At 69.8% G+C, this 18,119-nt stretch carries 15 protein-coding genes; 8 read left to right on the forward strand and 7 right to left on the reverse strand.

The genetic code is table 11. From position 1 onward, the window contains the following. The first annotated feature begins 125 nt into the window (after positions 1-125). Complete coding sequence (locus IF61_RS0114665; protein ID WP_030366817.1) at positions 126-1,463, forward strand: MATE family efflux transporter; 1,338 nt, start codon at positions 126-128, stop codon at positions 1,461-1,463. Positions 1,464-1,606: 143 nt separating this feature from the next. Here the strand turns inward: IF61_RS0114665 and rplI are convergent, their stop codons facing one another. The 4 genes from rplI to rpsF form a co-directional block, all read right to left on the reverse strand. Continuing rightward, positions 1,607-2,053, reverse strand: a complete 447-nt coding sequence (gene rplI, locus IF61_RS0114670; protein ID WP_030366818.1) for a 50S ribosomal protein L9 — start codon at positions 2,051-2,053, stop codon at positions 1,607-1,609. An 18-nt stretch (positions 2,054-2,071) separates the two neighbouring features. Further along, complete coding sequence (gene rpsR / locus IF61_RS0114675; protein WP_004950692.1) at positions 2,072-2,308, reverse strand: 30S ribosomal protein S18; 237 nt, start codon at positions 2,306-2,308, stop codon at positions 2,072-2,074. Between the two features lie 44 nt (positions 2,309-2,352). Next, entirely contained in the window at positions 2,353-2,931 is a 579-nt protein-coding gene (locus IF61_RS0114680) for a single-stranded DNA-binding protein (RefSeq protein WP_030366819.1), read from the reverse strand. 81 nt (positions 2,932-3,012) lie between these two features. Continuing rightward, a complete protein-coding gene (gene rpsF, locus IF61_RS0114685) occupies positions 3,013-3,303 on the reverse strand; it encodes a 30S ribosomal protein S6 (protein WP_030366820.1) in 291 nt (96 codons plus the stop codon). 281 nt (positions 3,304-3,584) lie between these two features. Between rpsF and IF61_RS0114690 the strand changes: the two genes are divergently transcribed. The 3 genes from IF61_RS0114690 to IF61_RS0114700 all read left to right on the forward strand — a co-directional run bounded on the left by IF61_RS0114690 (position 3,585) and on the right by IF61_RS0114700 (position 6,262). Beyond that, positions 3,585-3,905, forward strand: a complete 321-nt coding sequence (locus IF61_RS0114690) for a hypothetical protein (RefSeq protein ID WP_030366821.1) — start codon at positions 3,585-3,587, stop codon at positions 3,903-3,905. 125 nt (positions 3,906-4,030) lie between these two features. Further along, a complete protein-coding gene (locus IF61_RS0114695; RefSeq protein ID WP_030366822.1) occupies positions 4,031-5,149 on the forward strand; it encodes a lipid II:glycine glycyltransferase FemX in 1,119 nt (372 codons plus the stop codon). Positions 5,150-5,230: 81 nt separating this feature from the next. Then, positions 5,231-6,262, forward strand: a complete 1,032-nt coding sequence (locus IF61_RS0114700) for an alanine racemase (protein WP_030366823.1) — start codon at positions 5,231-5,233, stop codon at positions 6,260-6,262. A 32-nt stretch (positions 6,263-6,294) separates the two neighbouring features. Here IF61_RS0114700 and IF61_RS0114705 read toward each other — a convergent pair whose 3' ends face one another. Both IF61_RS0114705 and IF61_RS0114710 read right to left on the reverse strand, forming a co-directional pair. After that, positions 6,295-7,788 (reverse strand): glycosyltransferase family 87 protein, encoded by a 1,494-nt coding sequence (locus IF61_RS0114705; protein ID WP_030366824.1) that lies wholly within the window; start codon positions 7,786-7,788, stop codon positions 6,295-6,297. 131 nt (positions 7,789-7,919) lie between these two features. Next, positions 7,920-10,523 carry a transglycosylase domain-containing protein gene (locus IF61_RS0114710; protein ID WP_030366825.1) on the reverse strand — a complete coding sequence of 868 codons (2,604 nt, stop codon included), beginning with the start codon at positions 10,521-10,523 and terminating at the stop codon, positions 7,920-7,922. Positions 10,524-10,935: 412 nt separating this feature from the next. Here IF61_RS0114710 and IF61_RS0114715 point away from each other — a divergent pair, with 412 nt between their 5' ends. From IF61_RS0114715 to IF61_RS0114725, 3 genes are all read left to right on the forward strand, one after another. Further along, a complete protein-coding gene (locus IF61_RS0114715) occupies positions 10,936-11,523 on the forward strand; it encodes a PadR family transcriptional regulator (protein WP_030366826.1) in 588 nt (195 codons plus the stop codon). A gap of 49 nt (positions 11,524-11,572) precedes the next feature. Continuing rightward, the gene (locus IF61_RS0114720; RefSeq protein ID WP_030366827.1) at positions 11,573-12,655 is read left to right on the forward strand and encodes an inositol-3-phosphate synthase; all 1,083 of its coding nucleotides are present in this window, start codon (positions 11,573-11,575) and stop codon (positions 12,653-12,655) included. An 85-nt stretch (positions 12,656-12,740) separates the two neighbouring features. Continuing rightward, a complete protein-coding gene (locus IF61_RS0114725) occupies positions 12,741-14,015 on the forward strand; it encodes an MFS transporter (RefSeq protein ID WP_030366828.1) in 1,275 nt (424 codons plus the stop codon). Positions 14,016-14,093: 78 nt separating this feature from the next. Here the strand turns inward: IF61_RS0114725 and IF61_RS0114730 are convergent, their stop codons facing one another. After that, positions 14,094-15,569, reverse strand: coding sequence for a CCA tRNA nucleotidyltransferase (locus IF61_RS0114730; RefSeq protein ID WP_030366829.1), 1,476 nt, complete (start codon positions 15,567-15,569; stop codon positions 14,094-14,096). Positions 15,570-15,776: 207 nt separating this feature from the next. Between IF61_RS0114730 and IF61_RS0114735 the strand changes: the two genes are divergently transcribed. Beyond that, positions 15,777-18,077 (forward strand): DUF6049 family protein, encoded by a 2,301-nt coding sequence (locus tag IF61_RS0114735; protein WP_211264884.1) that lies wholly within the window; start codon positions 15,777-15,779, stop codon positions 18,075-18,077. The last annotated feature ends 42 nt before the right edge of the window (positions 18,078-18,119 follow it).

The following is an 18,119-nucleotide window of genomic DNA, read 5'->3' on the forward strand; positions in this document are numbered from 1 at the left end:
GAGAAAAACTTTCCCCCACCGTCGAAGATCGCGACAAACGGCGCAGAGAAGATCGGACCGAGCAACACAATGTAAGGGTCCCAATCCAGTTGCACCGATTACCTGTGGAAGATTAGGTTGGGGACATGACCCAGGCTCCCGCGCGCGCACCGCGCACCGCCCGCCGGCACGACCGCGAGATCCTCTCGCTGGCCGTGCCCGCCTTCGGCGCCCTCGTCGCGGAGCCCCTCTTCGTCCTGGCCGACAGCGCCGTCGTCGGCCACCTCGGCACGCCCGAGCTCGCCGGGCTCGGCATCGCCGCGGCCCTGCTCACCACCGCCGCCGGCGTCTTCGTCTTCCTCGCCTACGCCACCACCGCGGCCGTCTCCCGGCGCGTGGGCGCGGGCGACCTCAAGGGCGCGATACGCCAGGGCATGGACGGCATCTGGCTCGCCGCGCTCCTCGGCGCGGCCCTCGTGGCAGCCGTCCTGCCCGCCGCCCCCGCGGTCGTCGAGCTCCTCGGCGCCTCCCCGACCGCCGCCCCGCACGCCACGACCTACCTGCGGATCAGCTCGCTCGGCATGCCGGCCATGCTGATCGTCCTCGCCGCCACCGGCGTCCTGCGCGGCCTGCAGGACACCCGCACGCCGCTCTACGTGGCCGTGGGCGGCTTCGCCCTCAACGGCGCTCTCAACGCCGGCCTCGTCTACGGCACGGGCCTCGGCATCGCCGGCTCCGCCTGGGGCACGGTCATCGCCCAGTGGGCCATGACCGCCGTCTACCTCGCCGTGGTCCTCCGGGGCGCCCGCCGCCACGACGCCTCCCTGCGGCCCGACGCCGCGGGCATCCGGGCCTGCGCCCGGGCCGGCGTCCCGCTGCTCGTCCGCACGCTCTCGCTGCGCGCCGTCCTGGTGATCGCCACGGCCGTCGCGGCCCGGCTCGGCGACACCCAGATCGCCGCCCACCAGATCGTGCTCAGCCTGTGGAGCCTGCTGGCCTTCGCCCTCGACGCCATAGCCATCGCCGGCCAGGCGATCATCGGGCGCTACCTGGGCGCGGGGGACGCGGACGGGGCCCGGGCGGCCTGCCGGCGCATGGTGCAGTGGGGCATCGTCTCCGGCGCGGTGCTGGGGGTGCTGGTGGTGGCCGCGCGACCGCTGTTCATCCCGCTCTTCACCTCCGACGGCACCGTCCGGGACGCCCTGCTGCCGGCCCTGCTGGTGGTCGCCCTGTCCCAGCCGGTCGCCGGGGTGGTCTTCGTCCTGGACGGGGTGCTGATGGGGGCCGGTGACGGCACCTACCTGGCCTGGGCCATGGTCCTGGTGCTCGCCGCCTTCGCCCCTGCCGCCCTGCTCGTCCCCGCGTTCGGTGGCGGCGTGACGGCCCTGTGGTGGGCGATGACGCTGATGATGACGGTCCGCATGGTGACCGTGTGGCTCCGGGCGCGGTCGGGGCGCTGGATAGTCACCGGGGCGACGCGCTGAAGAAGCGCAGCTGCTGAAGAAACGTAGCTACTGATGACACGTAGCTGCCGAAGAAGCACAGCCGAAGAAACGTAACGCCAGGAGGGCCGCACCCCCGCAGGGGTACGGCCCTCCTTCAGGCTCTACCGATCACCGGTGGGTGATCAGGCAGCGACGACCTCGATGCCGAGCTTGGCAACGACGTCGGCGTGCAGACGCACGGAGACCTGGTGGGCGCCCAGGGTCTTGATGGGCGAGCCCACCTCGACGCGGCGCTTGTCGACGTCCGGGCCACCGGCAGCCTTGATCGCGGCAGCGACGTCGGCCTGGGTCACGGAGCCGAACAGGCGGCCGGCCTCGCCGGAGCGGGTGGCCAGGCGGACCTTGAGGCCCTCCAGCCGACCCTTGACCTCGTTGGCCTGCTCGATCGTGGCGATCTCGCGGATCTTGCGAGCGCGGCGGATCTGAGCAACGTCCTGCTCGCCACCCTTGGTCCAGCGGATCGCGAAACCGCGCGGGACCAGGTAGTTGCGGGCGTAGCCGTCCTTGACGTCGACGACGTCACCGGCGGTGCCGAGGCCGGAGACCTCGTGGGTGAGGATGATCTTCATTAGTTGGTCACCCTTCCCTTATCGCGCGGACGAGGTGTAGGGCAGCAGCGCCATCTCACGGCTGTTCTTCACGGCCGTGGCGACGTCACGCTGGTGCTGAGTGCAGTTGCCGGTCACGCGACGGGCACGGATCTTGCCGCGGTCGGAAATGAACTTCCGCAGCATGTTCGTGTCCTTGTAGTCCACGTAAGCGGTCTTGTCCTTGCAGAATGCGCAGACCTTCTTCTTAGGCTTGCGCGGCGGGGGCTTCGCCATTGTCTCTCTCCTGTGTGATCAAGAAGTTTGTGTGCTGCTCGCCCTTAGAAGGGCGGCTCGTCCGAGTAGCCGCCGGAGTTGCCGGAGCCGCCGCCCCAGCCACCTCCGCCGCCGCCCTGCTGGCCGCCGGACGGCGCGCTGGTGGCCCAGGGGTCGTCGGCGGGAGCACCGCCGCCGCCCTGCTGCTGCTGGCCGCCGGAGCCACCGCTCCAGCCGCCCTGCTGCTGGCCACCGCCGTAGCCACCCTGGCCACCGCGACCCGCGGTCTTGGTGACCTTCGCCGTGGCGTTCTTCAGGCTGGCGCCGACCTCTTCGACGTCGAGCTCGTAGACCGTGCGCTTGACGCCCTCGCGGTCCTCGTAGGACCGCTGCTTCAGACGGCCCTGCACGATGACGCGCATGCCGCGCTGGAGCGACTCGGCGACGTTCTCCGCCGCCTGCCGCCAGACCGAGCACGTGAGGAAGAGGCTCTCGCCGTCCTTCCACTCGTTGGTCTGGCGGTCGAAGGTGCGGGGAGTGGACGCGACGCGGAACTTCGCGACCGCCGCACCGGACGGGGTGAAGCGCAGCTCGGGGTCGTCGACGAGATTGCCGACGACCGTGATGACGGTCTCGCCTGCCATGGATGAACCTCTCGGCGGGTGTGCTGCTGGCTGCTTGCTGCTCGTTGAGCTACAGCCCGATTACCTCTGAACCGCTGGGGTTCAGTGGGTCTCGGGACGGAGGACCTTGGTCCGGAGGACCGACTCGTTCAGGTTCATCTGGCGGTCGAGCTCCTTGACGACCGCAGGCGTGGCCTGCAGGTCGATGACCGAGTAGATGCCCTCGGGCTTCTTCTTGATCTCGTACGCGAGACGACGACGGCCCCAGGTGTCGACCTTCTCGACCTTTCCGTTGCCCTCACGGACGACGGAGAGGAAGTTCTCGATCAGCGGGGAGACAGCGCGCTCCTCGAGATCGGGGTCGAGGATGACCATCACCTCGTAGTGACGCATGTGGAACCCACCTCCTTTGGACTCAGCGGCCACGGTCGTTCCGTGGCAGGAGGGTCGTGATGCGTGAACAACGGTATCGGCAGACACTGACAATCAGCGGACAGTCCCTGGGTTGCCCCCGAGGACCGAAGCTGGTTCAGGGCAGACACCGGTGCAGACCGTACAGAGTACCCGCACTCCGGCTTCCGGTTGAAATCCAGCCGTCCGGGCCCGCAATCTGGACGGACCGGGTGTGACCGGCGCAACAATGCGCCGGTCGCCTTCAGGAGGAGGTAGCCCCCATGACACAGGCAGTACGCCGCCCCCGCTCGCTGATCAATGCGGTGCTCAACAGCGACGGCAAGCCGCATCCCCTAGAGAACACCTTCGTCGCCGTGACGGTAGTGCTCGGCCTGGTGGCCTTCGTGTCCTCAGCCTTCAACAACCTGCACCTGCTGAGCTCGTGGAGCGGACTGGCCGGCATCTTCAGCGGTGCCTACGGCCAGTACATCTCGGCCACGACGGGCGAGCGCTTCCTGCTGATCATCGGGCTGGGCGCGGCCGCCTTCGGCTTCTTCCTCGGCATGGCCCACGGGGGTCTGTTCGGAGGTCTCATCGGATAGCGCGGGGCCTGCCCGGCCGTACACCCGAACGGGCGCCCCAACGGTGTGCGTCCCTGTCGCAGTAGGCTTCGCCGCGAGAGCCGGAGCCCCGACCCTGGGGACACACCTGCCGAGGAGCGCCCCGCATGAGCCTGACCCTGAGGACAATCAGCCGAGAGCAGCATCTGGCTTATATCCAGAGCCTGCCCGCGGCCAGTCACATGCAGGTGCCGGCGTGGGCCGATGTCAAGGCGGAGTGGCGCTCGGAGAGCCTGGGCTGGTTCGACCGGAACGGCCAGATCGTGGGCGCGGGCCTGGTGCTCTACCGCCAGCTGCCCAAGATCAAGCGCTACCTCGCCTACCTGCCCGAGGGCCCGGTCATCAACTGGTTCGCGCCGAACCTCAAGGACTGGCTCGAGCCGATGCTCGCCCACCTCAAGCAGCAGGGCGCCTTCTCCGTGAAGATGGGCCCGCCGGTGGTCATCCGCCGCTGGGACGCGGGCGCGATCAAGGGCGGCATCTCCGACCCGGACGTCAAGCGCCTGCGCGACGTCGAGGCGACCTTCATCGAGCCGCGCGCCTTCGAGGTCGCCGACCAGCTGCGCCGGATGGGCTGGCAGCAGGGCGAGGACGGCGGCGCCGGCTTCGGTGACGTCCAGCCGCGGTACGTCTTCCAGGTGCCCCTGGCGAACCGCTCGCTCGAGGACGTCCACAAGAACTTCAACCAGCTGTGGCGCCGCAACATCAAGAAGGCCGAGAAGGCCGGCGTCGAGGTGGTCCAGGGCGGCTACGAGGACCTGGCCACCTGGCAGCACCTGTACGAGATCACCGCCGAGCGCGACAAGTTCCGCCCGCGCCCGCTGAGCTACTTCCAGCGCATGTGGACGGCCCTCAACACCGAGGACCCCAACCGCATGCGGCTGTACTTCGCGGTGCACGAGGGCGAGGCCGTCGCCGCGGCCACGATGCTGATCGTCGGCGGGCACGTCTGGTACTCCTACGGCGCCTCCGCCAACCACAAGCGCGAGGTCCGGCCCTCCAACGCCATGCAGTGGCGGATGCTCCGCGACGCCTACGCCCTGGGCGCCAGCGTCTACGACCTGCGCGGCATCGGCGACTCCCTGGACGAGAGCGACCACCTCTTCGGCCTCATCCAGTTCAAGGTCGGCACGGGCGGCGAGGCCGCGGAGTACCTGGGCGAGTGGGACTTCCCGCTCAACAAGCTGCTCCACAAGGCCCTCGACATGTACATGTCGCGCCGCTGACGTCCCTTCCGGGGCCCCACGGCCCCGGGCACTCAGCACGCACAGCATCCAGCAGGCACAGGGAAAGGTTCCGGACCGGCCATGGCGCTCACGCTCCACGTCGAAACCGCGCGCTGGCGGGCGCACCAGCAGACCGTCGTCCAGCAGTTCCCGGGCATCGTCCCGGTGTGCAAGGGCAATGGCTACGGCTTCGGCCACGAGCGGCTGGCCGACGAGGCCGCCCGCTTCGGCTCGGACATCCTGGCCGTCGGCACCACCTACGAAGCGGCCAGGATCAAGGACTTCTTCAGCGGTGACCTGCTGGTGCTCACCCCCTTCCGGCTGGGCGAGGAGCCGGTGCCGCTGCCGGACCGGGCCATCCGGTCCGTCTCCTCGGTCGAGGGCGTGCGCGGCCTGGTCGGCGCCCGCGTCGTCGTCGAGGTCATGAGCACCATGAAGCGGCACGGCATCAGCGAGGAGGACCTGCCCAAGCTGCACGCCGCCATCGAGGACGTGCGCCTGGAGGGCTTCGCCATCCACCTGCCGCTGGACCGCACGGACGGCTCCGACGCCGTCCAGGAAGTGGCCGCCTGGATGGACCGGCTGGGCCGCGAGCGCCTGCCGCTGCACACCATGTTCGTCAGCCACCTGAAGGCCGAGGAGCTCGCGCAGCTGCAGCAGCGGTACCCGCAGACCCGCTTCCGCGCCCGCATCGGCACCCGGCTGTGGCTCGGCGACCACGGCGCCACCCACTACACGGGCGCGGTCCTGGACGTGACGCCCGTGTCCAAGGGCGACCGCTTCGGCTACCGCCAGCAGAAGACCGGCGGTGACGGCCACCTCGTCGTCGTGGCGGGCGGCACCTCGCACGGCGTGGGCCTGGAGGCGCCGAAGGCGCTGCACGGCATGATGCCGCGCGCCAAGGGCGTCGCCCGCGCGGGCCTCGCGACCATGAACCGCAACCAGTCGCCGTTCTACTTGGACAACAAGCAGCTCTGGTTCGCGGAGCCCCCGCACATGCAGGTGTCGATCCTCTTCGTGCCGAGCGACGCGAGGACCCCGCGGGTCGGCGACGAGCTGAAGGCCCAGCTGCGGCACACCACCACCACGTTCGACCGGATCGTCGACAAGTAATCCCAGCCGGGGGGGGGCACCCCCCGTCCGGCCTACGGGCGGCTCCCGGATCCCCACCGGACGCTCGTGACGTCGGAGTGCTCCGCGCACCGCGGCCGGTGCGCGGAGCCCAGGGCGACCACGTCCGGGACGCCGTCGAGGACGCCGCCCGAGGGGTCGTCGGAGCCGTCGCGCCGGACGACGTCCCGCTCGGGCATGAGGACGTCGCGCACGACGACCGCGCAGAGGTAGAGCGTGCCCAGCAGATGCAGGGCGATGGCCAGTTGATATCCCTCCGTGGGCAGGCCCTGGTGCTTGTCGCCGCTGCCCGTGTAGGCGAGGTACGACCAGATGCCCAGGAAGTAGAGCACCTCGCAGGCCTGCCAGATCAGGAAGTCGCGCCACTTGGGCCGCGCCAGCACGGCGAGCGGGATGAGCCACAGCACGTACTGCGGTGAGTAGACCTTGTTGGTGAGGACGAACAGGGCCACCACCAGGAAGGCCAGCTGGGCGAAGCGCGGGCGCCTCGGTGCGTAGAGGCCGAGGGCCACGAGGGCCAGGCAGCCCAGGATCATCAGCAGGCTCACGTATGTGTTGGCATCCTCCAGGGGATTGCCCGTGCGCTGGGAGATCAGCAGCCAGATCGAGCCGAAGTCGATCGGCCGCTCCTGGCTGAACGTGTAGAACTTCGCCCAGCCCTCCCGGATGTGGAAGCCCGCGGCGTCGTGTGTGAGCATGACCGGCAGGTTCACCACAAGCCAGGCGGCGACGGCGGAGGCGGTGCTCACGGCGAAGGCCCGCATGCGCCCGGCCCGCAGGCACAGCACGAACAGCGGCCCGAGCAACAGCAGCGGATAGAGCTTCGCGGCGGCGGCCAGGCCGATGAGGATGCCCGCGAGCGCCGGCCTGCCGCGCGACCACATCAGCATCGCGCCGGCGGTGAGGGCGACGGCGAACAGGTCCCAGTTGACGGTGGCCGTGAGGGCGAAGGCGGGGGCGAGCGCGATCAGCAGGGCGTCCCAGGGCCGGCGCCGGTGCGTACGGGCGGAGCAGAGCACGATCACGGCCGTGCAGGCCATCAGCATCCCGGCGTTGACCAGCCAGTTGAGCTGTTCGCGGTGCTGGATGGTGCCGCCGCCGGGGGTGAGCCAGGCAGCGATCTGCATGAACAGGCCGGTGAGGACCGGATATTCCAGATAGTCCATGCCGCCGGAGAGGGCCTGCGGGATGCGGTCGAAGTACGGGATCAGGCCCGCGTCGAAGCCGCGGCCGCTGTAGAGGTGCGGGATGTCGGAGTAGCAGGCGTGGGTGTACTGCGTGGTGGCGCCGAAGAACCACCCGTACTCGTAGCAGGGCAGCTTCTGCACCATGCCCAGGGCGAACATCCCGATCGCCACCAGCACGATCACCCGGACCGGCGTCCACCACCCCGCACCGGGCAGTGCCCGCTTGCCCGCCGGCCCGCCGATGAGCTCGCTGCCTGCGGCGGCCACCTCGTCCTCGTCGGTGGGCCGCACCTGTCGGTCGTCGTCCCGCGCGCTCCTCATGGGGCCATCCTGCCGTACGAGCCCGTGGGCCGCCGGAGCCTGTGGATAACGTCGAGGGCCGTCTCGCGCGAACGCGGGACGGCCCTCGAATCAGTTGCCGGAACGGTCAGGCCCGGGCAGATCGGCGCTGGTCAGCCGTTCATGCCTCCGAAGAGACCACCACCGCCGCCGGGGCGCCGGCTGGGTTCGGGCGACGGCGAGGTGCCGGGATCGCCGCCCGGACCGCCGCCGGGGCCGCCCCCGGGACCGCCGCTGCCACTGCTGCCGCCGCCGTGCTTGCACTTGAAGTCGAAGATCGAGCACGAGCGGCTCGGCGACGGGCTCGGCGAGGCGGACTTCGACGGGGTGCCGGACGGGGCGGCGGACGGCGGCGCCGGGGGCGCGGAGGGCACGGCGCTGGGGGAGGGGCTGGCCCCGTCACCGTAGATCTTCTCGCCGAGCGGCTGCGCCGGCTCGAACTGCTCGATCGGCTGGCCCTTGAGCGCCGCGTTCATGTAGTCGGCCCAGATCTCCGCCGGGAACGACGCACCGTGGATGCTCTCCTTGCCGCCCACGCCGCGCATGGAGAGGAACTCCTGCTTCTTGGCGTTGGGGTCGACCCGGTACATGCCGATCGCCGTGGACAGCTGCGGGGTGTAACCGGCGAACCAGGCGGAGCGGTTCTCGTCCGTCGTACCGGTCTTGCCCGCGGCCGGGCGGCCGCCCGCCAGCTTCGCGGACGTGCCCGTGCCCTCCTCGACGACCGTCTTGAGCACGTCGGTGACGTTGTTCGCCACGTTCGGCGAGAAGGCTGTGTCGGACTTCAGCTCGTGCGTGAAGACGGGCTTGCCGTCCTGCTCCACCTTCTCGACGGAGTACGGATCGATCTGCTTGCCGCTGGCGGCGAAGGTGGCGTACGCGCCCGCCAGCCGGATCGCGCTGGGCGCCGATGTGCCGAGCGAGAAGGTGGGCGTGGCGGCGGCGAGCTGGTCCTTGTCCAGACCGGCCCGCAGGGCGGCCTCCTTGACCAGGTCCGTACCGACGTCCATGCCCAGCTGGATGAAGGGGGTGTTCACCGAGAACTGCATGGCGGTGCGCAGGGTGACGGGGCCCTTGTCCTCTTCACCGTCGTTCTTCTGGTGCCACTCGCTGCCGTCGTTGTCGTGCCAGACCTGGCCGTTGTACTTCCGGAGCGTCACCTTGTTGTTGCCGTTGTAGACGCTCTCGGGGGAGACCAGCGTGCGCTGGCTGTCGCTCTGCGTCTCGCCGAGGGCCGGATTGCGCTTGCCGTGCGTCATGGCCGCCGCGAGGACGAAGGGCTTGAACGTCGAGCCCACCTGCACACCGGTGTAGTCGGCGTTGTTGGTGTAGTGCTCCAGGGCGTTCTCGCCGCCGTAGATGGCGACGATCTTTCCGGTCTTGGGGTCGACCGACGCCCCGCCGAACTGCACGAACTTGTCGCGCTCGCGCACGTCCGGCTTGATGTTCGCCTTGCGGACCTCCTCGACCGCCTTGGAGAGGTTCTCGACCTTCTGCCGGTCGAAGGTCGTGTAGATCTGGTAGCCGCCGCGGTCCAGCTGGGTCTTGCTGATGCCGGAGTGGGCGACCACGTAGTTGTCGGCGAGGTCGGTGAGGTAGCCGATCTGGCCGGCGCGGTTCGTCGCGGGCTTGGGCTTCTGGGGGGTGGGGAAGCCCTTGGCGACCCACTTGTCGTGCTCGGCCTCCTCCAGGTTGCCCGTCTCGACCTCGCGGTCCAGGGTCCACTTCCAGCGGTCGGTGGCGCGCTTGGTGTTCTTCTCCGCGGTCGCCGCCGGACCCTGGCCGCCGTACGGGTCGTAGAGGTTGGGACCGTTGAGCGTGGCGGCGAGGAAGGCGCCCTCGCTCGGCGTGAGGTCCTTGGCGTCCTTGTCGTAGTAGGCCCGTGCCGCGGCCTGGATCCCGTAGGCCCCCCGCCCGTAGTAGGCGGTGTTGAGGTAGCCGGCGAGGATGTCGTCCTTGTCCTTGGTGGCACCCACCTTTATGGAGATCAGCAGCTCGGTGGCCTTGCGCTTGAGCGTCTGTTCCTGGCTCAGGTAGGTGTTCTTCACGAACTGCTGCGTGATGGTCGAACCGCTCTGGGTCTCGCCGCCCTGCGCCATCTTGACGACGGCGCGCAGGATGCCCATGGGGTCGACGCCCCAGTCCTTGTAGAAGCTGGCGTTCTCGGCCGAGATCACGGCCCGCTGCATCGACAGGGGGATCTTGGAGATCGGCACGATCTGGCGGTTGAGCGCACCGCCGCCCGCTACCACCATCTGCTTGCCGTCGGACCAGTAGTAGACGTTCTTCTGCACCTGGGCGGTCTTCTGCGCGGACGGCACCTGCACCACGGCCAGGGCGATGCCGACGGTGCCCAGGATCAGCACGATGAAGGTGAAGGCTGCACCCAGGACGAGCCGCCAGGAGGGAAGCCAGCGCTTGAAGCCCTGTTTCCCCGCCCGCGGATAGTCGATGAAGCGCTTCTTCCCCGGGCGGCCGCGGCCGCCCGCGCCCGGATCGGCGCCGCGTCTGCGGCCGCCGGCCGCCGGGCCGCGCTGGCTCGCACGGCGTGCCCCGGACCGGTTGCCGTGCTGGTCGGACTCACCGCGGCCGGACTCCGCGGTGGAACTGCTGGTTGGCGCGGTACGGCGGCCGGGTCCCGGCTGCTGTGCCGCGCGCCTGGCCGCGGCTCGTCCGCCGCCCTGAGGCTGCGGCGGCTTGCGGCGGTGCTCGCTCATCGAACGACTACTCCTCGGGCAGGCACTATCGCCTGGAAGCGGCAGGTGGCTTGCGTTCCCCCCGATGCGCCGGACGGCTGCCTGAGGCAACCGGGCGCATTGCATACGGGACGAGGACGCCTGTCGTCGTCACTCGGTTCCCGCTGGTCTGCATGGCGCACAGACTACGCACGGCCAAAACGCGTCGACTCCGGATGTTCACTCCAATTCAGGCAGGTTGTGTCCCACGAATCGGTGATGTGACCTCGTTCACCGTGCCCCCTCTTGTCGCATGGAAGGGGGCGTTCTATCGTCTGGATGTATCGAGTCGATACATCAGCTCGGTATAAAGGTCGGCTCGCCGTCGGCAAAAGGGACCAAAAAGGGACTAGGGATCACAAGGACTAGGCTGTGTGCGACAAGGAGGCGAAACATGAGCAGACGCTCCGGCATCCTCGAGTTCGCCGTCCTCGGCCTGCTCCGCGAGTCCCCGATGCACGGCTACGAGCTGCGGAAACGCTTGAACACCTCGCTCGGGGTGTTCCGTGCGTTCAGCTACGGCACCCTCTACCCCTGCCTGAAGGCCCTCGTGGCGAACGGCTGGCTGGTCGAGGAGCCCGGGAGCGCTCCGGAGGACGCTCGTGCGGCGTCCCTGGCCGGACGACGAGCGAAGATCGTCTACCGCCTGACGGCAGAGGGCAAGGAGCACTTCGAGGAGCTCCTCGCCCACACGGGTCCCGATACGTGGGAGGACGAGCACTTCGCCGCCCGCTTCGCGTTCTTCGGGCAGACCTCGCGGGATGTACGGATGCGCGTGCTGGAAGGCCGCCGCAGCCGTCTGGAGGAGCGCCTGGAGAAGATGCGCGCCTCCCTGGCCCGCACCCGGGAGCGGCTGGACGACTACACCCTCGAGCTTCAGCGGCACGGCATGGAATCCGTGGAGCGCGAGGTCCGCTGGCTGAACGAGCTGATCGAGAGCGAGCGGGCCGGGCGTGACAAGCGCACCGGTCCGGACCAGTGAGCCCTGCACTCCGCAGGGCTTCGTCGAGTACTAACAGGGAGCAACCGGAATGGGTTCGGTTCGCGTAGCCATCGTCGGCGTGGGCAACTGCGCCGCCTCGCTGGTGCAGGGCGTCGAGTACTACAAGGATGCCGACCCGAACGGCCGCGTGCCGGGTCTGATGCACGTGCAGTTCGGCGACTACCACGTGAGTGACGTCGAGTTCGTCGCCGCCTTCGACGTCGACGCGAAGAAGGTCGGCCTCGACCTCGCGGACGCCATCGGCGCCAGCGAGAACAACACCATCAAGATCTGCGACGTGCCCGCGTCCGGCGTCACCGTCCAGCGCGGTCACACCCTCGACGGCCTGGGCCTGTACTACCGCCAGACCATCGAGGAGTCCGCCGAGGCTCCCGTCGACGTCGTCCGGGTCCTCAAGGACAAGCAGGTCGACGTCCTGGTGTGCTACCTCCCCGTGGGCTCCGAGGACGCCGCGAAGTTCTACGCGCAGTGCGCCATCGACGCCAAGGTCGCGTTCGTCAACGCCCTCCCGGTCTTCATCGCCGGCACCAAGGAGTGGGCGGACAAGTTCACCGAGGCCGGTGTGCCGATCGTCGGTGACGACATCAAGTCGCAGGTCGGCGCCACCATCACGCACCGCGTGATGGCCAAGCTGTTCGAGGACCGGGGCGTCATCCTGGACCGCACGATGCAGCTGAACGTCGGCGGCAACATGGACTTCAAGAACATGCTGGAGCGCGACCGCCTGGAGTCGAAGAAGATCTCCAAGACGCAGGCCGTCACCTCCCAGATCCCCGACCGCGACCTGGGCGAGAAGAACGTCCACATCGGCCCGTCCGACTACGTGGCCTGGCTGGACGACCGCAAGTGGGCCTACGTGCGCCTCGAGGGCCGCGCGTTCGGCGACGTCCCGCTGAACCTGGAGTACAAGCTCGAGGTCTGGGACTCCCCGAACTCCGCCGGTGTCATCATCGACGCCGTCCGCGCCGCGAAGATCGCCAAGGACCGCGGCATCGGCGGCCCGATCCTCTCCGCCTCCTCGTACTTCATGAAGTCGCCGCCGGTGCAGTACTTCGACGACGAGGCCCGCGAGAACGTCGAGAAGTTCATCAAGGGCGAGGTCGAGCGCTAAGCGTTCCGCTCCTTCCGTTCCCTCTCCTCGCGCAGGTCCCCGGGTTGTCCGCCCGGGGACCTGCGCGTTGTGTGAGGCTGTGACCATGCCCGTTGTGCGTGATCTTCGCGTCCTGCTCCGCCTTCGCGATTTCCGCCGTCTGCTGGCTGTCCGGCTCCTCTCCCAGGCGGCCGACGGGGTCTACCAGGTCGCGCTCGCCACCTACGTGGTCTTCTCCCCGGAGAAGCAGGCGTCCCCGACGGCGATCGCCTCGGCCATGGCCGTGCTCCTCCTGCCGTACTCCCTGCTGGGCCCCTTCGCAGGAGTGCTCCTGGACCGCCGGCGCCGCCGGCAGGTCCTGCTCCACGGCAACCTGCTGCGTACGGCCCTCGCCACCGTCACCGCCGTGCTCATCGTCACGCGCGTCCCCGACTGGCTGTTCTACGTCTCCGCCCTGTCGGTCACCGCGGTCAACCGCTTCGTGCTCGCCGGGCTCTCCGCCTCCCTGCCGCGCGTGGTCGACTCGCGCGAGCGGCTGGTCATGGCCAACGCGCTCTCCCCCACCGCCGGGACGCTGGCGGCCACCGCGGGCGGCGGGCTCGCCTTCGCCGTGCGCCTGACCGCCCCCGGGGGCACGGGGGCCGATGCCCTGGTCGTGCTGCTCGGCGCGAGCCTCTACCTGTGCGCCGCCATGTCCTCGCTGCTGATGCCCGTCGATCTGCTCGGCCCGGACACACCGGTCGCCCGCCGGCTGGGCGAGGCCCTGACCGGCACCGCGCGCGGCCTGGTCGCGGGCCTGCGCCACCTCGCTGAGCGCCGCACGGCCGCCTACGCGCTCGGCGCCATGGCGGTGATGCGCTTCTGCTACGGCGCCCTGACCGTCACCGTGCTGATGCTCTGCCGCTACGCGTGGGCCGGCACCGAGTCCGCGGGCCTGGCCCTGCTGGGGCTCGCCGTCGCGGTCTCGGGAGCGGGATTCTTCGTGGCGGCCCTCATCACCCCCTGGGCGGTGTCCCGGCTGGGCCGCCTCGGCTGGATGATCGCCTGCGCGTCCGCCGCGGCGGTGCTGGAACCCGCGCTCGGCCTGCCCTTCGAGCGCGTGCCCATGCTGATCGCCGCCTTCGTCCTCGGCGTCGTCACCCAGGGCGCGAAGATCGCCACGGACACGATCGTCCAGGCGGCGGTGGACGACGACTTCCGGGGCCGGATCTTCTCCCTCTACGACGTCCTCTTCAACGTCGCCTTCGTGGGAGCGGCCGGCGTGGCGGCCCTGATGCTGCCGCCCGACGGCCGCTCGGGCCTGCTGGTGTCCGCCGTCGCCGTGCTCTATGCGGTGGTCGCCGTTGCCCTGACGGGCTTCCGGCGACGTGAGCCCGCATAAGCGCTGTTCCACGTGAAACAGCGGTGTCCTCGTTGTTTCACGTGAAACAACGAGGACACCGCCGGGATACGGGCAGGGTCAGCCCTGGGCCGCCCACCACTCCTTGAGTGCGGCGACGGCCTCGTCGTGGGACATCGGGCCGTGCTCCAGCCGCATCTCCAGCATGTGCTTGTACGCCTTGCCGACCTGCGGGCCGGGGCCCACGCCCAGGATCTCCATGATCTGGTTGCCGTCCAGATCCGGCCGGATCGCCTCCAGCTCCTCCTGCTCCTGCAGGCGGGCGATGCGCTCCTCCAGGCCGTCGTACGCCCGCGAGAGCGCATTGGCCTTGCGCTTGTTGCGCGTCGTGCAGTCGGAGCGGGTCAGCTTGTGGAGCCGCTCCAGCATGGGCCCCGCGTCCCGCACGTACCGGCGCACGGCAGAGTCGGTCCACTCACCGGTGCCGTAGCCGTGGAAGCGCAGGTGCAGCTCCACCAGCTTGGTGACGTCCTTCACCAGCTCGTTGGAGTACTTGAGCTTGGTCATGCGGGCCTTGGTCATCTTGGCGCCCACCACCTCGTGGTGGTGGAAGGAGACCCGGCCGTCCTTCTCGAAGCGGCGCGTCCGCGGCTTGCCGATGTCGTGCAGCAGGGCCGCGAGGCGCAGCACCAGGTCGGGGCCGCCGCCGGGCTGGTCGCGCGGGGCCTCCAGGGCGATGGCCTGCTCCAGGACGGTGAGCGTGTGCTCGTAGACGTCCTTGTGCCGGTGGTGCTCGTCGCGCTCCAGGCGCAGGGCGGGCAGCTCGGGCAGGACCAGGGCGGCGAGCCCGGTGTCGACGAGCAGCCTCAGGCCCTTGCGCGGGTGGTCGGAGAGGATCAGCTTGTTGAGCTCGTCCCGGATCCGCTCGGCGGAGACGATCTCCAGCCGGCCGGACATCTCCGTCATCGCGGTGACGACCTCGGGCGCGACCTCGAAGTCGAGCTGTGCGGCGAAGCGGGCGGCCCGCATCATGCGCAGCGGGTCGTCGGAGAAGGACTCCTCCGGGGTGCCGGGGGTGCGCAGGATGCGCGCGGCGAGGTCCTCCAGGCCGTTGTGCGGGTCGATGAACTCCTTCTCCGGCAGCGCGACGGCCATGGCGTTCACCGTGAAGTCGCGGCGGACGAGGTCTTCCTCGATGGAGTCGCCGTAGGAGACCTCCGGCTTGCGGGAGGTCCGGTCGTAGGCCTCCGAGCGATATGTCGTGACCTCGATGTCGAAGTCCGCTTTGCGGCAGCCCACGGTGCCGAAGGCGATGCCGACCTCCCAGACGGCGTCCGCCCAGGGCCGGACGATCTTCAGGACCTCCTCCGGACGGGCGTCCGTCGTAAAGTCCAGGTCGTTGCCCAGCCGGCCGAGCAGCGCGTCCCGTACGGATCCGCCGACCAGGGCAAGCGTGAACCCGGCTTCCTGGAATCGGCGAGCAAGATCGTCGGCCACGGGGGAGACCCTCAGGAGCTCGCTCACGGCACGGCGCTGCACATGGCTGAGCTCGTTGGTCGACGACTGGGTCAGGCTGTCATTGTTGGCATTCGGCACAACAGAAGAGGGTACGTGGCTGCGCGCCCCGGGGCCTCCCGGTTACGGACGCATGGCGCAGGCCACACAAAGCGGGCGCAGCCGGGACATCGGGCCGACTGCGCGATCTTGTGGAGCGGTCCACGGCACTTCGTCACAGCGGGCCTCGTTACCATTCGTGGACGCACAACCGACGACCACTGACGACGACGAGGGACGGGCGAGCGCGTGGCCGAGGCGGCAGAGACCCAGGAGACCCCCTCCGCTTCTGCCTGCCGGTGGTCCCGGCTCCTCACGACGGTGCTGACAAGTGCGGCGCTCCTGGTCGGGCTGGTGCAGCTGCCTGCCGCGCAGCCGGCCCGCGCCGAGTCCGCCGGTTCCCGCCAGGTCGACGTCTCCATCAACACACTGACCCCCGTCGCGCCGAAACAGGACGACACGCTCACCGTCTCGGGCACCGTCACCAACAACGGCGGTTCGACCGTCTCCGACGCGCACGTCGGCCTACGGGTGGGCGGCCAGCTCAACAGCCGGGTCGACGCCGACGAGATCGGCAGCCGCGCCGCCTTCTCGCCCGGCAGCGACGGCTCCGAGATCGGCAATCACACCCAGAAGATCGACCGGCTCCCCCCGGGGGCCGGCCGCGAGTTCAGCATCTCGCTGCCGGCGAAGGACCTGGACCTGAGTAAGGACGGGGTCTACCAGCTGGGCGTCTCCTTGTCCGGGCACACCGCGGACCAGGGGTCCGAGCGGGTGCTGGGCATCGGCCGGACCCTGCTCCCCTGGCAGCCCTCCGGGATCGAGGGCAAGAAGACGCAGCTCACCTTCCTGTGGCCGCTGATCTCCGCGACCCACCTGACGGCCCGTACCGAGTCCGACCAGCAGCAGACGCCGATCTTCCCCAATGACGACCTGGCCGCGGAGCTGGCGCCGGGCGGGCGGCTGCAGCAGCTGGTGGCCCTGGGCAAGGGCCTGCACATCACCTGGGTGATCGACCCGGACCTGCTGGCCACGGTCGAGGCCATGACCAAGGCGTACCGGGTGGGCGGGCCGGACGGGAAGAACACCCCGGGCCGGGGCCAGGCGGTCGCCAAGCAGTGGCTCAGCCAGCTGCAGACCGCCGTCGCCGGCGACCAGGTGGTGGCCCTGCCCTTCGGCGACCCGGACCTCGCGTCGCTGGCCCACCACGGCAAGGACGTCTCGGGCTCCCTGAGCCACCTGCAGTCGGCCACGGAGCTCGCCTCGACGACCGTGGACACAATCCTCGGCGTGAAGCCGCGCACGGACTTCGCGTGGCCCGTCGACGGCGCCGTCGACTCGTCGGTCATCGACGTCGCCACCTCGGCCGGCTCCCACAACGTCATCGCCCGCAGCGACAGCTTCCGCGACCACACGTCGTACACGCCCACCGCGGCCCGCCAGATCGGCAGCGGCAACACGGCCGTCGTGGCGGACGCCCGGATGTCCACCGGCTTCCAGGGCGACCTCGTCCGCGCCGGTGAGTACTCGCTCGCCGTGCAGCGGTTCGCCGCCCAGAGCCTCCTGGTGAACCGGCAGGCGCCGGACAACGAGCGCAGCATCGTCGTGGCGCCGCAGCGCATGCCGACCGCGAGCCAGGCCCAGGCGATGGCCGCGGCGGTCGCCGGCCTCTCGGACGGCCGCTGGACGCAGCCGCTCAACCTGGGCGACGCGGCCGCGGCCAAGCCGGACCCGGACGCGAACCAGCAGGTGCCCGGCTCCGGCTCGTACCCCGACCGGCTGCGCGAGCAGGAGCTGACGACCAAGGCCTTCCAGGAGATCCAGAAGACCCAGGCGACCCTGGACGGCTTCAAGGTCATCCTGACCTCGCAGGACCGCGTGGTGACCCCCTTCGGCAGCGCGATCATGCGGGAAATGTCGACCTCCTGGCGCGGCGACCCCAAGGGGGCCGCCGAGTTCCGGGAATCCGTGCAGTCCTATCTGTACGGGCTCACCCGCCGGGTGGAGCTGATCAAGAAGTCCGACGTGACCCTGTCCGGGCGCAGCGCGACGATCCCGATGACGGTCCACAACGGCCTGCTGCAGGGGATCGAGGGGCTCCACCTGGTGCTGGAGTCCAGCCAGACGAACCGCCTGCAGATCGACCGGTCCCAGCCGGTCAAGATCAACGGCGGCCAGAACCAGTCGGTGAAGTTCGAGACGCGGGCCAATGCCAACGGCCCGGTGCGGGTGACGGCCCGGCTGTACACAGACGAGGGCCAGCCCTACGGCGACCCGGTCGTCTTTACTGTGCATGTCACGTCCATCACCCCTATGGTTCTCCTCGTCATCGCCGGAGGGGTACTCCTGCTGGTCCTCGCGGGGCTGCGCATCTACATCAAGCGGAAGCGGTCCGCCGCCCGTACGACCGACGGTGGCACGGACGGCGACGGGCCGGGCAACGGTGGCCCGGACGACGACCGGCCGGGGCAGCAGCCGGGTGACCCGGCCCCGGACACCGGATCGCATGACACGGAGCCGTCCGGCTCGGGTGAGAAAGTGGAACGTTGACGCGTAGTGGGGCCGGCCGGCCGCGGACGATGAGGTGGGGTT

It is taken from the genome of Streptomyces roseoverticillatus, from assembly GCF_000719265.1.
Classification (GTDB): Bacteria; Actinomycetota; Actinomycetes; order Streptomycetales; family Streptomycetaceae; genus Streptomyces; species Streptomyces roseoverticillatus.

What these genes read in the sequence shown, in the direction of transcription:
- IF61_RS0114695 (WP_030366822.1), top strand. Translation starts at nt 4,031, where the DNA reads ATGAGCCTGACCCTGAGGACAATCAGCCGAGAGCAGCATCTGGCTTAT.
- IF61_RS0114700 (WP_030366823.1), top strand. Translation starts at nt 5,231, where the DNA reads ATGGCGCTCACGCTCCACGTCGAAACCGCGCGCTGGCGGGCGCACCAG.
- rplI (WP_030366818.1), bottom strand. Translation starts at nt 2,053, where the DNA reads ATGAAGATCATCCTCACCCACGAGGTCTCCGGCCTCGGCACCGCCGGT.
- IF61_RS0114720 (WP_030366827.1), top strand. Translation starts at nt 11,573, where the DNA reads ATGGGTTCGGTTCGCGTAGCCATCGTCGGCGTGGGCAACTGCGCCGCC.
- IF61_RS0114715 (WP_030366826.1), top strand. Translation starts at nt 10,936, where the DNA reads ATGAGCAGACGCTCCGGCATCCTCGAGTTCGCCGTCCTCGGCCTGCTC.
- IF61_RS0114680 (WP_030366819.1), bottom strand. Translation starts at nt 2,931, where the DNA reads ATGGCAGGCGAGACCGTCATCACGGTCGTCGGCAATCTCGTCGACGAC.
- rpsR (WP_004950692.1), bottom strand. Translation starts at nt 2,308, where the DNA reads ATGGCGAAGCCCCCGCCGCGCAAGCCTAAGAAGAAGGTCTGCGCATTC.
- IF61_RS0114690 (WP_030366821.1), top strand. Translation starts at nt 3,585, where the DNA reads ATGACACAGGCAGTACGCCGCCCCCGCTCGCTGATCAATGCGGTGCTC.
- IF61_RS0114710 (WP_030366825.1), bottom strand. Translation starts at nt 10,523, where the DNA reads ATGAGCGAGCACCGCCGCAAGCCGCCGCAGCCTCAGGGCGGCGGACGA.
- rpsF (WP_030366820.1), bottom strand. Translation starts at nt 3,303, where the DNA reads ATGCGTCACTACGAGGTGATGGTCATCCTCGACCCCGATCTCGAGGAG.
- IF61_RS0114665 (WP_030366817.1), top strand. Translation starts at nt 126, where the DNA reads ATGACCCAGGCTCCCGCGCGCGCACCGCGCACCGCCCGCCGGCACGAC.
- IF61_RS0114705 (WP_030366824.1), bottom strand. Translation starts at nt 7,788, where the DNA reads ATGAGGAGCGCGCGGGACGACGACCGACAGGTGCGGCCCACCGACGAG.
- IF61_RS0114725 (WP_030366828.1), top strand. Translation starts at nt 12,741, where the DNA reads ATGCCCGTTGTGCGTGATCTTCGCGTCCTGCTCCGCCTTCGCGATTTC.